The following is a 15,159-nucleotide window of genomic DNA, read 5'->3' on the forward strand; positions in this document are numbered from 1 at the left end:
TGTAAGTATGATATGTGCATTTATACGACTATTTATCGTTTAAATATAAAATCGAAATAAAATTCAGAAAATTGTCAAAAAAGTATTCCTTTTTTAAAAAACTTGTGTTAAACTAGCTAACATAACAATTTTTAGAAAATTTTGTCTGTTTTATAGTGAGATAGACGAATGATAGGAGTTATGAGTATGGCATTAGTTAAGCAAGCTACTTGGAAGCGTTTAGGATATGGAGCTATTGCTTTTGCCTCTGTTGCTGTTTTAGCAGCATGTGGTAATGGTGGTTCTTCAAAGTCAGCTGAAGGTGACAAGGATACGATTAATTGGTATGTTCCAACGGATATTTCAACTTTGGATATTTCTAAAAATACAGACCAATATTCAAATGTCGCTATTGGGAACTCTGGTGGAAACTTGTTGCGTTTTGATGGTAAAAATGGAACTCGTCCTGACCTAGCTAAAAAAGTGGATGTTTCTGAAGATGGCTTGACCTATACAGCAACCCTTCGTGATGGTCTTAAGTGGTCAGACGGTAGTGACTTGACTGCGGAAGATTTCGTTTATTCATGGCAACGTATTGTTGATCCTAAGACGGCATCAGAGTATGCTTATTTAGCAGTTGAGGCTCACTTGGAAAATGCTGATAAGATTAACAGTGGTGAGGAAAAAGATCTCAATAAACTTGGTGTCAAAGCTGAAGGTAACAAGGTTATCTTTACCTTGACCAATCCTGCACCGCAATTTATGAACTACCTTGCCTTCTCTAACTTCTTGCCACAGAAAAAGGAATTTGTGGAAAAAGCTGGTGAGGAGTATGCAACAACATCAGAGGACATGCTTTATTCTGGTCCTTATAAGGTTGAGGGCTGGAATGGATCTAACGGTGGTTTTAAACTCGTTAAGAATAAAGAATATTGGGATGCCAAAAATGTAGAAACTGAAACAGTCAACGTTGAGGTGATTAAAAAACCTGATACAGCTGTTCAAATGTATAAACAGGGTGATCTGGACTTTGCTGATATTTCAGGAACATCAGCTATCTACAATGCCAACAAGAAAAACAAAGATGTGGTTGATGTACCAGCAGCCCGTACGACTTACATGGTTTACAATCAAACAGGTGACGTTAAACCATTGATGAATGATAAGGTCCGTCAAGCTCTTAACCTAGCGACAGATCGTGAGGGAATTGTGGAAGCAGCAGTGGATACGGGATCAATTCCAGCGACGGCACTTGTACCAACTGGTCTGCAAACTTTAGAAAATGGTGATGATTTAACGGAATTTGTAGCACCTGGTTATCAATACGATGCTAAAGAAGCAACTAAACTCTTTGAAGAAGGCTTAAAAGAGTTGGGACAAGATTCCTTAACATTGACAGTTACAGCAGATTCAGATTCACCAGCAGCTAAAAATGCAGTTGATTATCTCAAGAGTACATGGGAAGAAGCTTTACCTGGATTGACTGTTGAAGAAAAATTTGTAACCTTTAAACAACGTTTAGAAGATACTAAGAATCAAAACTTTGAAGTTGCTCTTGTTTCATGGGGTGGTGACTATCCAGAAGGATCAACTTTCTACGGGCTCTTCACATCAGATGCTGCTTATAACTATGGTAAATCATCAAATGCTGATTATGACAAGGCTTATACATCAGCTATTACTGAAAATGCTATGGATCCACAAAAAGCAGCTGAGAACTACAAAGCAGCTGAAAAAGCTTTGTATGACAATGCACTTTATAACCCAATTTACTACCTCAATTCACAAGGACTTCAAAATCCAGACGTGAAAGAATTGGTACGTAATTCAACTGGTTTAACGGTAGATTTCGTTCACGCGCATAAATAAAGTTAGATTTCATCCCTTGAAGATTCAAGGGGTGATTTTTTGAGGGCATCAAGTGTGATGTGGCAATGCAAAGAAGGTGGATAGACATTTTAGAACATAGAAAAAGACATAGAATGATGTTATTAAAAACATTGAATCTATACCTTTTTAATTTAAAAGAAGTCAGTCAGGTCTTCTTGATTTTGATGAGTTGCTTGTAGCTACTTAGACTAAATTAACTGATTAAATCAATTGGTATCTGAACAGAAGACTGGTCTAAATCTAGGGTCAGTTGATAATCTGAATTATCTCGAATAGTGTGTTCAAAGTCTGTGGTGTATAAAATGACACGCAGTTTTGCCCCAGCTTTGATGTCATAGATGGTTGGTTGTAGCTCCAGTGAGAAGGTCATCCACTGATTGGGACTGATTTCTTCAATACTTAGTAAATCATAGCGATTTTGAAGGTTAAGATGCCCCTTGGTAATAACGCGCGAGCTAGCTTCTTTGAAAGGTAATTCTCTTAGAGCTTCCATTTGGAAGAAACGACCATTATCAACACTATTTCCTTTAGGTGTAGGGATCGCTTGCAGGTATTTCTGACTACCAAGTTCTAAGATTTGAGCGGAAAGAAGCCCTTTATCAGTGCTTGATTTGACTGTAAGGTTAAGCTTGATGCGGCCATTGATACGGAGGTGTTTAGGAATTTCTAAATCAAGTGTTAAGGCATTAGCTTTACCATCGAATAAATCAGCTTTAAAGGCATTGAAATCTTTGCCATAGCGAGTAAACTCTTCTTCATTATAGCAGTTTTCAATAATCTTTTGACCCGAACCAAGCGCTAAGCTTTCTTTTTGGTTACTGCCAAATGTATCAAGAGTTTGCCATGTTTGCTCTACCGTATTATCTTGCCAGATAACCTTTGGTAAATCGAATTGGCTATCTTGTTTCAAAATAAGTTGACTTAAAAGAGCATTCATCGATTCTCTAAAATCAATGGATTGCCAAGCATTCATATAAACATGGGCGCCATGATGTAGAAAGAGATGTTTAGAAATATGGTCTGGAAGAGCGTTAAACATATTGTAAACATTGATTGGTTTAACATTCCAATCTTGTGTTCCATGGGTAAAGACGACACGGGCTTTTACTTTGTCAGCGTGAATGACGTAGTTACGATTGTGCCAGAATTGGCTGTAGTCGCCAGTTTCACGAGAAATGGCTGCGCTTTGTTCTTTGAGAAACTCTTGATACTTATCATTTTGACGAAGGTAGTCTCCAGCAGCCAGGTTACGTGAGTAGGTAAACTCCGTTAGTGTATCTAGATCCTCTCCTGGATAGCCTCCTGGGCTTGTAACCAAACCATTTTCACGATAGTAGTTATACCATGAAGAAATACCTGCTTCGGCAATGACTACTTCGAGCCCTTGGACCCCTGTTGTTGCTAAAGCATTTGACATGGTTCCTAAGTAAGAAAGTCCTGTTGTTGCTACCTTACCAGTTGTCCAAGCGGCTTTGATGCTGCGTTTTCGGTCACGACTGGTAAAGGCACGTGCTCGTCCATTTAACCAGTCTATAACAGCTTTGTAGGCCTGCACTTGACAGTAATCGCCAGTCGTCATAAAGCCATCAGACTGGATGGTACCGATTCCTGATACATAAACATTGGCAAAACCACGTGCTAACATATAGTCATTGAGAGTGTAACTATTTGGATACAAGAAGGTTTCTTCGGTTTCTTTTACTTCTTGGGCATCGCTGTCTGATGTTAGAAGGGTGATGTCTTGTTTTTCGACAGAAATGTTCCCCTTCTCTTTTTTAAGAAGTTCCCCTTCCATTTTGTGTGTTAAACGATCGCTAGCTGGTTCATTCACACCTTGATGATAGGGACTAGCTGTCATCATAACAGGTAGTTTCCTACTCGTTTTCGGTCGGATAATAGAGACTTTAACGAGATCGATTTGACCATCGTTATCGGTATCAACCCCTGATTCTACGTAGACAATTTCCCGAATGACATCATGTGTATCGAAGGTTGCCAGACTTTTTCCGTTAAAATAGTGATAGTCATTGGTAATAGGGATCAAATTTTTAGCAACTAGGCTATCGATCAACGTATTACCAGACTGAGTGCGAGTGGCTAAGAGGTGGTATAGGGCTCGGTCGCCTTCGGCGAATGACACTGGAAAAGCAATTTCCTCAACAAACTTAGCTACATCTGTAAAGTCAACGTTTGGGACAAATCCAAGCAATTGAAGGGCGATGGTATTGAAATGCTTCTCAGTCAAGTCTTGCCGACTATGAAAAAATGATAGGAGGTCACAGTCAAAATCTGCAATCATAGTCGATAAGGCATAATCGGTATCTTGGAACTGTAAGGATAGGATTTGACGTGTGAAGGCTTCTAGATTGGATTTTAAAGACTTTTCTTGAGAGATAGAAAAGCCTAGCTCAGTCATTTCTTGGTAGACTTGATTTAATGGGGTTGGAATATAGCTATATTGGTTGTATTTCATAGACAATCTCCTTAAGTAAACGTTTTAATTTTGAGATTAGCTTTACTTTATCCATTATACTTGATAAAATGGTGAATGTCGAAAAATAAAAAATTCACTAATTCGAAAGGATATTTAAAATCATGGATGTTACATGGACTGTAAAATATATTACAGAATTTCTTGGAACAGCCTTCCTTATTATTTTAGGTAATGGTGCTGTTGCAAACGTTGAGCTTAAAGGAACAAAAGGTCATGCTAGTGGCTGGTTAACCATTGCAGTTGGTTACGGTATGGGGGTTATGATCCCTGCTCTTATGTTTGGTAATGTTTCGGGTAACCACATCAATCCAGCTTTCACGCTTGGTTTAGCTGTTTCTGGTTACTTCCCATGGGCACAAGTAGCGCCTTATATCATTGCTCAAATTCTTGGTGCTATGGCAGGTCAAGCAGTTGTTGTGGCAGCTTACCGTCCTTACTATCAAGCTACTGAAAATGCTGGTCATATCTTGGGATCTTTCTCAACAATTTCAGCTCTTGACACCGATGTTGTTGACACTCGTAAAGGTGCACAAATTAACGGTTTCATTAATGAATTTTTTGGTTCATTCGTCCTCTTTATGGGAGCTATGGCAATGACTAAAAATTATTTTGGTGCAGAAGTAGCTCAATTTGCAGCAACACAAGGTTTAAATGCTTCAGATATTACAGCTAAAGTACAACTTGGTGCACACCTTAACGCTGGACAAGCAGTGGCTCACATGGCTCTTGGTTTCCTTGTGATGGCTCTTGTTGCTAGTCTGGGTGGTCCTACTGGACCTGGACTTAACCCAGCGCGTGACTTTGGTCCACGCTTGTTGCACCACATTTTGCCAAAATCAGTTCTTGGCGAGCACAAAGGTGGTTCAAGATGGTGGTACGCATGGGTTCCCGTGGCAGCTCCAATCCTTGCAAGTATCGTAGCAGTAGCACTTTTCAAATTACTTTACGCATAATCTAAATAAAAAATCCTTGAAACTGTTGGCACTGCACCCATAAAATGAGACATAAGAAAAACACTCCTGTTGAAAACTAGTAAACTAGAAACAGGAGTGTTTTGTTATGATCAAAAAAGCGTATTCGGTAGAAACTAAGTTAGCCTGTATCGAAATGAAAAAGGCTGGAAAGTCTAACAAAGTTATCAAAGAGACTTTGTGAATACAGGTTCTAACAGATATTGTCAAAAAGTACATCACATTTTATCATGAAACTAGAATTCAACAGCGATTAGACGACTTATCTCCTGTTCAATACAGAAAATCGATCGTATAAAAGTGTTTTTCTTGTGTCCTATTATTGGGGTTCAGTGCCACTGTTTCAGGGATTTTTTTATTTATCGGATGAAAAGGACAACTACTTTTGAGGAAAATTTATCAAGGTTGGTCGTTCTTTATATCGTTTAATGGTGTCTTGTTTGTTTATCTTTGAGTTGAGGTTTTAAGGATGAACGGATTAGCATACTTCCTGTAAAGAGGACAATGACGATGACAAGCACTTTCAAACTATTAAGGTTGAGATTTGACAGGAAAGCAACAGCGATTAAAACACCAACAATCCCCCCAACAACCATACCTGCATAGCCATTCCAACTAACACGATTATTTTTTACAAACTGGGTTGTGGATGCGGTCATAATCATAGCAGCATCAAGCATCATAACTGGCATTGCGACAGCAGGGCTTAATCCCATAAGTGAGAAAAAAATCAACTCAGGAGCATAATTACCAAGCCCCATAGTCATTAAGATACCGATGATGAGATTAAAAACGATACCAACGACTAACCAAATGCCTTCTAGACCGTGGGCGCTGTCAACAATATCGGCACCAGGATTAGTCCACATACGGTAGATGCTGATAAATGCAGCAATGATAAGAAGAGTACCTAGTATAGCTTGGACGGTTGGTGTGTGCCAGTTTTTAGTGAGTTTTGTCCCAAAGAGAGCACCGACGAAGGAAGCGGCAGCCATACTAACAAGTGTTAGAGGCTCGACGTTAACGACTAGGATAAAACAGAGTGATTGAATGAGAACGGGGATAACATGAACGGCATTCATAGTTCCTGGTAGTTGACTATCATTGTCAATCATCTTAGTTGCTTTGAATAAAGTTGTTGTCGTGGCAAATGACCCAATTCCCAGTGTATCGAGAAGATCGGTGATTAAACCAATCCCAAAACCAGTCCAAAAGCGCTTGAAAGGGTTAATACGATGTTTTTTTATATGAAAAATAAGGTAACTTGCGATGGTAATAATGGCTACTACCAAGAAAACTTGTATGAGATATAAGATAATATTTTCAGCCATTCTATCAGTTTACTGAAAAAATATTGAAATGTAAATGACCCTTATTAAAATCTTTAACTTACATATAATTTCTTGTCAAAAAACATTTTTTTGACTACAATAGGTAAGAATGAGGAGGATAATATGTCATTATTTAAAGATGTTACCTTTATATCGCCGGTCATAAGGGTTGAAGAAAGAGATTTAAATTTAGAATTCTTGCAAAAAAATCTTGGCATGAAGCTAGTTAGTGAAGAAAATGCCTTGGCATTTTTATCTGGTCATGCATCTAAAGAAATCCGCTTCACTATAGAAGAATCTCCAACTTATCGGACAAGGGCAGTTGAAGGTACTAAGAAGTTAAATTGTTTAGTGATTAAAGCGCAAGCTTCTGAAATTGCACAATTGTTAGCGCGTGGTGCTGAAGCTCGTCACCTTTTTAAAGGTAAAGAAGGTTATGCTTTTGAGACTGTATCTCCGCAGGGAGATGCCATTTTAATTCATTCTGAAGAAGCTATTGAAGATTTGGAACAAGTGACTTCTGTGGAAGTTGACCTTGATCCGGAATTTAAAGGTTTATCGGATTTCCATGTGGAAGAAGTTGTTTTGAACGTTCCCGATTCAAGTGCTAGTCAAGCATTCTACCAAGACGTCTTTGAGGGAAACCTTCCTTTTAAATTGACTTTTGAGACAGCAGAAGGTCCAGATTTGACTATCGAACCTCAAATTACTTGGGATATTGAATTCTTTGAATTCCAAGTACCAGAAGAGTATGATTTGGTTGCCTTATATGATTATTTGGTTGACAAAGGTTTGTCTCCTTACATTGATAAGAAGGCTCGCGTAGTCGTTGTTTCAGATCCAAGTAATATTGAAATTTGGTTTACGAAATAAAAGTGTATGAAAAAAATCCTCGAAAAAATCAATCAACAAATGGCTCAAGACCTCTATCATGGTGCTAGTCTGGCTATTTTTGATAGTGGACAGTGGCAGGAGTTTTATATAGGAACGATTGATGGGGACCATCCTGTCGAACCTGATTTGGTTTATGATTTGGCGAGTGTCTCTAAAGTTGTAGGTGTTGCTACCATAATCGCTTTCTTAGTTGATCAAGACAAGCTAATGATTGATAAGGCTTTGTCTTATTACTATCCAGCTTTTCAACATGATGAACTCACTATCCGTCAACTCTTAACACATACATCAGGAATTGATCCTTTTATTCCAAATCGTGATCAGTTAAATGCTGTAGCATTAAAAGAGGCAATCAATCAGATTACAGTGACGGATAAGAAAGATTTTCTTTACACTGATATCAACTTTCTTTTATTAGGGTTTATGCTAGAAAAGATGACTGGTTTAACGCTAGCTCAGCTATTTGATCAGGAAATTTTTGCACCATGGGGATTGAAACAGACTAGTTTTGGTCCAAGATTAGGTGCTGTTCCTACTGTAAAAGGTGTGACTGATGGTCTGGTCCATGACCCTAAAGCTAAAGTTTTAAAGGAGAATGCTGGGTCTGCAGGTCTCTTTTCAACTGTTCAGGACTTAGAGCAGTTTTTGGAACATTATTTAAAAGATAATTTTGCTAAAAATTTATGGGAAAATGTCAGTCCATCTGATAGTAAAGCCCGTGCCTTGGGTTGGAATCTAGAAGGCGAGTGGATTGACCATACGGGTTATACAGGTCCCTTTATTATGGCTAATCGTCAAAAACAACAAGCGGTCATTTTCCTAACTAATCGAACTTATGAAAAGGATGATCGTCCAGAATGGATTGCCAAACGAAAAGAGTTAATGGCTGTCATGAAAGCGACATTAGCTCGCCTTGATTAAGGATTTTAAGACTATCATAAAAGTCAGTTCTGAGTGAACTGACTTTTTGGGTTCTATAAGACTGTAATGGGTAAATTCTTTGCGGCTATTATAGGGATTTTAAAGGCACAGAGAAACCTTACCCTAAGGCAAGGTTTTTTGTTATTAAGCTTGGATAGCATCATCCATTGAAAGAACTTCGTGGAAGACACGTTGTGTCAATTCTGTTTTTTGTTCTGGTGTGAGGTATTTAGTGTTTACACAGTATCCAGAGATACGAACGATAACATCTTCACCAGCCATGATTTTTTCGTAAACGTCGTTGAGATCCATAACGTTCAAGTTAACGTGTTGTCCACCGTTTTCGAAGTAACCATCAAGAACGGTTACTAAGTTTGTGACTTGTTCGTCGAATGATTTACCAAGAGCACGTGGTGATACTTGAGTTGTTAATGAGATACCATCAGCAGCATATGAGAAGTCAAGACTTGCTAGTGAGTTAAGGTTTTGCAACCAACCACCATTGGCTTTGTTAGATGGGTTAGCACCTGGTGAGAAGAATTCAACTTTAGATGTATTGACAGTACCATCCTCGTTGAGGTAGACACCGCGGTGAACAGGTGAGTTACCTGTTTGTTTAGAGTAGGCAACGTTTGAAGTGATGGTAAGAAGTGATACAGTTGCTTCAGCATCTTTGTAGAGTTTGTGGCTACGTAGACGAGTGGTGTATGCTTCAATCAACCATTCTGCCAATTCGTTTGAGCGAGGATCATCTTCACCCCAGCGTGGGAATTCTCCAATAGTTTCGTAGTCGTAGATGTAGCCATCTTCATTACGGATTGGTTTAACAGTAGCGTATTTGATAGCTGATAATGTGTCAACTGTGTTGGCAAATCCACAGATACCGAATCCCATGTTAGCACGTTGGTGACTTGGCAAGAAGGCCATTTGAACAGCTTCGTAGTTGTATTTATCAGTCATGTAGTGAATGATGTTAAGAGCATCTACATATGTATCTGTCAACCAGTCAAGTGATTTTTCAAAGTTAGCTTTAACAGTGTCAAAGTCAAGAACATCATCTGTTACTGGGTCAATTTCAAATACTTTATAGTCTTTGTGAACATCATCGTATCCACCGTTAAGACCTGTAAGAAGCGCTTTAAGAACATTAACGCGAGCACCGAAGTATTGGATGTTGTGGCGTTGTTCTTCGTTTTCAGGATCAAGTGGTGATACACAACATGAGATACATGACATTTCACCGTAACCATCTTTTTCCATGGTTGAGACCCCTTCGTATTGGATTGAAGAGTGTTTGTGGCTCATTGCCATACAGTATTTACGGAATGCGTATGGCAACTTGTCAGTCCAAAGAACAGTCAAGTTTGGTTCTGGTGAGTTACCGATGTTATCAAGTGTGTTCAAGAAACGGTAGTCCATTTTTGTCACACGGTGACGACCGTCGTTACCCATACCAGCCATTGATGTTGTGATGAATGTTGGGTCACCTGAGTAAAGGGCATCATAAGCTTTTGTACGACCGAATTTTACAGTACGTAGTTTAAGCACGAAGTCATCAACGAATTCTTGGATTTCTGATTCTGTAAACGTTCCACGAGCAAGGTCACGTTCTGCAAAGATGTCAAGAACGATTGGTACACGTCCAAGAGATGTCGCAGCACCGTTGATCACACGGCAGACAGCCATGAAGGCGATGTTAACCCATTGGATAGCTTCTTTAACGTTTTCAGCAGGACGACGAACATCAACTCCGTAAAGATCACCAAGTTTAACCACTTCACCAAGAGCTTGGTATTGAAGATTAATTTCTTCACGAAGACGGATTGATTCTTCATCGATTTCTGTGATAGCATTCCAGTCGTTAACTTTTTCTTGCATCAAGAAGTCAGCACCGTAAACAGCAAGACGCGCGTAAACCCCAATAATCCGTCCACGTGAGTATGCATCTGGAAGACCAGTAACTGTATGAGCATGACGAGCACGACGGATGTTTGATGTGTAAGCACGGAAGATACCATCGTTAACGGTTGTTACGTATTTTGTGAAGATTTCATGCACGGCTGGATCTGGTTCATAACCATTCTCTTTAAGAGTAGTTTCCGCCATACGGATACCACCTTTTGGCATGAAGTTAAGCTTGAAGAGTTCATCGTTTTGAATACCAAAAATGACTTCATTCTCTTTATCGATGAATCCAGCTGGGATATCAGCAATTGAAGTTGGACGTGTGTCCATTGGGAAACGAGTTGATTCGTATCCTGCTTTCGTATCTTCGATGATTTTTTTGATATGAAGTGAGCGTTCAGTAACTCCAGCTAAGAAACTTTCGTCTCCATCATAAGGAGTATAGTTTGCTTGTACGAAACGAGCAACGCTTGCTTTTTCTTTCCAATCAGTTCCTTTAAAGCCTTCCCAAGCTTTTTCGAAAACATCTGTATTCGTTTTGACAGTTGCCATTTGAATTTCTCCTTTAATTCTAGTAACAAAATAAGCTGTTACACCTTACACATACTATTATAGCGACTAGAAAACGATTTCACAAGCATATTTCTTGACAAGGTCATTTTTCTTTTCTAGTACAGATTGTGAAGTATCCCTTTAACTGTATTATAAATTTGTAAATTTAGCAGAAATTATCAGAAAAAGGTATAATTTAGGATAAGAATGTCTCAAGTTTATTATAGAAAGGTTGTCTGATGCTGATTTTTCCGCTTGTCAATGATACCAGTCGAAAAATTATCCATATTGATATGGATGCCTTTTTTGCTGCGGTGGAAGTGCGAGACAATCCTACTTTAAAAGGAAAACCTGTGGTCATTGCTAAAGATCCTAGGGAAACTGGGGGGCGTGGTGTAGTGTCGACTTGTTCATATGAGGCTAGGAAGTTTGGGATTCATTCGGCGATGAGTTCTAAAGAAGCCTATGAACGTTGTCCACAGGCTGTTTTTATATCGGGGAATTATGCCAAATACCGCGAGGTTGGTATGCAGGTTAGACAGATCTTTAAACGTTATACTGACTTAGTCGAGCCTATGTCTATTGATGAGGCTTACTTGGATGTCACTGTTAATAAGCTTGATCTTAAATCTGCTGTGAAGGTTGCCAAGCTTATCCAATATGATATCTGGAATGAATTGCACCTAACCTGTTCCGCAGGTGTGTCCTATAATAAATTTTTAGCTAAACTGGCATCTGATTTTCAGAAACCGGCTGGTTTAACCTTGATTTTACCAGAGGATGCGCAAAGTTTCTTAGAAGCATTACCTATCGAAAAATTTCACGGTGTCGGCAAAAAAACTGTGGAAAAGCTGCATGCTTTAGGCGTTGAAAAGGGTAAAGACTTACTTAAATTGTCGGAGATGACCTTGATTGATCATTTTGGACGTTTTGGTTATGATTTGTATCGAAAGGCGCGTGGCATATCGGATTCTCCAGTGAAGCCTAATCGTATCCGTAAGTCCATTGGGAGTGAGCGAACCTATGGTAAGCTTCTTTACAATGACGAAGATATCAAGGCAGAACTTTCAAAAAATGCTAGGCGAGTGGCGGACACTTTGGTTAAACATGAAAAGTTAGGGAAGACTGTTGTTATCAAGGTTCGTTATGCTGATTTTACCACCTTAACCAAGCGACATACTTTACCTGAAGCTAGTCAAGGTTTTGAGGTTATTGAACAAGAAGCGCATCGTATCTATGATGAATTGGCAAGTCAATCTTCTGGAATTAGGCTCCTGGGAGTTACTGTCACTGGTTTATTAGATGGGATGAGTATTGAAGAGAGTTTGTTTTAAATAAAAGGGCTAATCATCAGTAAATGGTTAGGCCTTGTTAGTATAGTCTTTTGAATAAATCTTGTTACTCTTGACTTTTTGATTTCTAGGCTTAGATAGCCAAAATCTTATCAGGAGTCTTTAGGTGTTCGACTTGCTCTACTCTATGTGATAAGTTTTGCTTGTGATAGCCAAGAGGCTAGACGAAAGTTCTTGCTTTTTTAGATTACTCAGACAACTAAGCGAGCTGCAGTGTTTAAGATGTCTGTATTTTAGTTCCGACAATTAGATTGGCAAACTAATGCTTTTGATAAGCTAATGTAGTGTGGACTCTAGTAAAATCTTATAGGATTTGACTTTGTATGAAAATTAATTCATTTGGCTATATTTGTCTTAAAAAATTGATTGAGATCTTCTTCTGTAATCCCAATCATGGGATCGATACTTAGGATATTATCGACTGTTAAGCGATAGTTTTCTGCCTTATCCATAGGGTTATGAACATTTTTATCCACAGCTTGTTGACAAGTTGTGGATTTTTCAACAAACTCAGTATTATCAAGGGATTTCTTAGTTTTTTTAAGGGGAATTGAGGGGAGGTTATCCCCAGTGGTGGTAGTTGTTTCTACCAGATCTGTGGATAAGTTGTGCACAGTTTGGTTTAGCTGTTCTTCTTGTTCAAAGCGTTGGATCAACCAGGTTTGGCGAACGGCTCCTGCCGTGTGGATAGCCTTATCAAAAGCGGCGACTTCTCCTAGCAAGATAAGCTTGCTCTTGGAGCGGGTGATGGCTGTGTAAACTAAGTTACGTTGGAGCATTCGTCCGCTCTGACGTGTGATTGGAAGGATGACGACCTGAAATTCACTCCCTTGAGACTTATGGATAGACATGGCATACGCGAGAGTGATCTTTCCCCATTCATTACGAGGATAAACGACTTCATTGCCATCAAATTGCATGGTGATTTCATCTTGTTTACTATCGGTGTATTTGGCGGGAAGTAGATCGGTAATGTAGCCGATGTCACCATTGAAGACGTTGTTTTCAGCGTCATTAACAAGATGCAAAACTTTATCATCTTGTCTAAATGTTTGGTCGTTGAAGCTAAATTCTAAACCATCATCAAGGGGATTGAGTAGATTTTGTAACAGGTTATTAAGGTTGTTGATCCCGGCGTCTCCCTTATACATGGGAGCTAGAATCTGGATTTCTTGTGGATCAATCCCACTTTTAACAGCTGAGGCAACAATTTTAGTCACCATTTGTGGAATGTGAAAAGCCTGTGCTTCGAAGTAGGAGCGGTCGGCTTTTTTTTCGGTAAAATCGCTTGGCAGTTGTCCTTGCCGTATCTGACTGGCTAAGGTAATAATAGTAGAATCATCCGATTGACGAAAAATCTTTTCCAAACGTACTTGGGGTAATGCCTTAACATTTAATAAATCAGCTAGAACTTGTCCTGGACCAACAGATGGTAATTGGTCACTATCTCCGACGATAATGAGCTGACTGCGTGCTGAGATGGCGCTTAAGAGCTGATTAGCTAACCAGGTATCCACCATAGAAAATTCATCCACGATGATTAAATCAGCATCCAAATAATCATCTAAAGCTTGATAATCATCGCCATCCCCAGTCAAACCAAGATGTCTGTGGATAGTGGCAGAAGGGAGTCCAGTTAATTCATTCATGCGACGAGCAGCTCGACCGGTAGGAGCCGCTAGTAGAATAGAGGGCTCGTTTTTATGGATATCAACCTTATGGAGCTTACTATAAGCCTCAATAATCCCATTGATAACGGTTGTTTTCCCTGTTCCAGGTCCACCTGTTAGGATGAAAATACGATTTGTCAGGGCTTTTTCGATAGCTTCTTTTTGAATATCATCATAAGTGAGATGTAAGTTTTCTTGGACACGTTCGATTTCTTCGGCGATGATTTCCTTTGGAAAGTCAAGTTTTTCCTCGTTGTTTAATAGGCGTGTTAGGTTTTTGTGGATACCTTCTTCAGCATAGTAAAGCGTATTATCGAAGATTTTGGTCCCAATGGTTTGAATCTTATCTTCTTCAATGAGATGGGTTAATTCAGCAGCAACTAAACTTGGATCTAACTCAATCTGACGGCTGGATTCTAGCAGATAAAGAGTCATTTCAAGAAGCTCCCGTGCTTCGGTGTAGGTATTTCCTGTTTGGATAGCTGTTTCGGTCAAGGTATGGACAAGTCCTGCGCGGTAACGCTCAGGTGCGTCAGCTGCAATTCCTAACTGCTCAGCCAGTTGATCGGCTATTTTGAAGCCGATACCTTGAATATGTTCCACTAGCTGATAAGGATTTTCTTTGACAGTAGAGATGCTTTGATCTTGATACTGGTTGAAAACTTGAAGGGCGAGTTTAGACGACAAGCCGTATTTGGCAAGCTTGGTTAGGATTTGTTCGGTGCCGTAATTGAGCTTGAGTTTAGCAAGGAAATTTTCTCGATTGACCTTGGATAAACCAGTAATGCTATTCAACTGACTGGGGTCTTCAAGGATTTTATCGATAGGTTCTTGACCGTATATCTCGACGATTTTTTCTGCAGTTTTACGACCAATTCCTTTGAAATGGTCGCTGGAAAAGTATTTTATCAGTCCTGAGGCTGTTGGCTTAGCTCTTTCATAACGCTCAGCTTTGAGCTGTTGACCATATTTAGGGTGTTGGACCAGTTCGCCCCAAAAGGTATAGGATTCTCCTTCGATAATATCACCAATGGTTCCCGTGATGATGATTTCAACATCATCGTAGTCACTATCGGTATCTTCAATGTCTAGTAGTAAAATCTTAAAAAAATTGCTGGCATTTTCGAAGATAATGCGGTCGATGGTTCCAGAAAAATAGCTTGTCATAGTGTTTCCTTTGTCAGTAGTAGGAAAAGAGGC

10 protein-coding genes are annotated in these 15,159 nt (G+C 39.4%); 6 read left to right on the plus strand and 4 right to left on the minus strand.

All coding sequences use genetic code 11. The features are described from left to right. Positions 1–186: 186 nt before the first annotated feature. The gene (locus ACMZ6U_RS02505) at positions 187–1,848 is read left to right on the plus strand and encodes a peptide ABC transporter substrate-binding protein (protein ID WP_416106071.1); all 1,662 of its coding nucleotides are present in this window, start codon (positions 187–189) and stop codon (positions 1,846–1,848) included. 214 nt (positions 1,849–2,062) lie between these two features. Here ACMZ6U_RS02505 and ACMZ6U_RS02510 read toward each other — a convergent pair whose 3' ends face one another. Next, positions 2,063–4,342 carry a Xaa-Pro dipeptidyl-peptidase gene (locus ACMZ6U_RS02510; protein WP_416106072.1) on the minus strand — a complete coding sequence of 760 codons (2,280 nt, stop codon included), beginning with the start codon at positions 4,340–4,342 and terminating at the stop codon, positions 2,063–2,065. A 122-nt stretch (positions 4,343–4,464) separates the two neighbouring features. Between ACMZ6U_RS02510 and gla the strand changes: the two genes are divergently transcribed. Both gla and ACMZ6U_RS02520 read left to right on the plus strand, forming a co-directional pair. Continuing rightward, a complete protein-coding gene (gla, locus tag ACMZ6U_RS02515) occupies positions 4,465–5,316 on the plus strand; it encodes an aquaglyceroporin Gla (protein ID WP_416106073.1) in 852 nt (283 codons plus the stop codon). A gap of 202 nt (positions 5,317–5,518) precedes the next feature. Further along, positions 5,519–5,632, plus strand: a complete 114-nt coding sequence (locus tag ACMZ6U_RS02520; protein WP_416106097.1) for an IS3 family transposase — start codon at positions 5,519–5,521, stop codon at positions 5,630–5,632. A gap of 127 nt (positions 5,633–5,759) precedes the next feature. Here the strand turns inward: ACMZ6U_RS02520 and ACMZ6U_RS02525 are convergent, their stop codons facing one another. Next, complete coding sequence (locus tag ACMZ6U_RS02525; protein ID WP_416106074.1) at positions 5,760–6,665, minus strand: sodium:solute symporter; 906 nt, start codon at positions 6,663–6,665, stop codon at positions 5,760–5,762. A 123-nt stretch (positions 6,666–6,788) separates the two neighbouring features. Here ACMZ6U_RS02525 and ACMZ6U_RS02530 point away from each other — a divergent pair, with 123 nt between their 5' ends. After that, a complete protein-coding gene (locus ACMZ6U_RS02530; RefSeq protein WP_416106075.1) occupies positions 6,789–7,538 on the plus strand; it encodes a CppA N-terminal domain-containing protein in 750 nt (249 codons plus the stop codon). A 6-nt stretch (positions 7,539–7,544) separates the two neighbouring features. Beyond that, positions 7,545–8,480: a serine hydrolase domain-containing protein gene (locus ACMZ6U_RS02535; protein WP_416106076.1), complete on the plus strand. Its 936-nt coding sequence runs from the start codon at positions 7,545–7,547 to the stop codon at positions 8,478–8,480. Between the two features lie 144 nt (positions 8,481–8,624). On the opposite strand, the gene pflB is transcribed toward ACMZ6U_RS02535, so the two are convergent. Further along, positions 8,625–10,937: a formate C-acetyltransferase gene (gene pflB / locus ACMZ6U_RS02540; RefSeq protein ID WP_416106077.1), complete on the minus strand. Its 2,313-nt coding sequence runs from the start codon at positions 10,935–10,937 to the stop codon at positions 8,625–8,627. A gap of 239 nt (positions 10,938–11,176) precedes the next feature. On the opposite strand from pflB, the gene dinB reads away from it, so the two are divergent. Further along, on the plus strand, positions 11,177–12,271 hold the full coding sequence (gene dinB / locus ACMZ6U_RS02545; protein WP_416106078.1) for a DNA polymerase IV: 1,095 nt from the start codon (positions 11,177–11,179) through the stop codon (positions 12,269–12,271). A 353-nt stretch (positions 12,272–12,624) separates the two neighbouring features. Here the strand turns inward: dinB and ACMZ6U_RS02550 are convergent, their stop codons facing one another. Then, entirely contained in the window at positions 12,625–15,126 is a 2,502-nt protein-coding gene (locus ACMZ6U_RS02550) for an ATP-dependent RecD-like DNA helicase (RefSeq protein WP_416106079.1), read from the minus strand. Positions 15,127–15,159 lie beyond the last annotated feature (33 nt).

The organism is Streptococcus pluranimalium (assembly GCF_047785745.1).
Taxonomy (GTDB): Bacteria; Bacillota; Bacilli; order Lactobacillales; family Streptococcaceae; genus Streptococcus; species Streptococcus pluranimalium_B.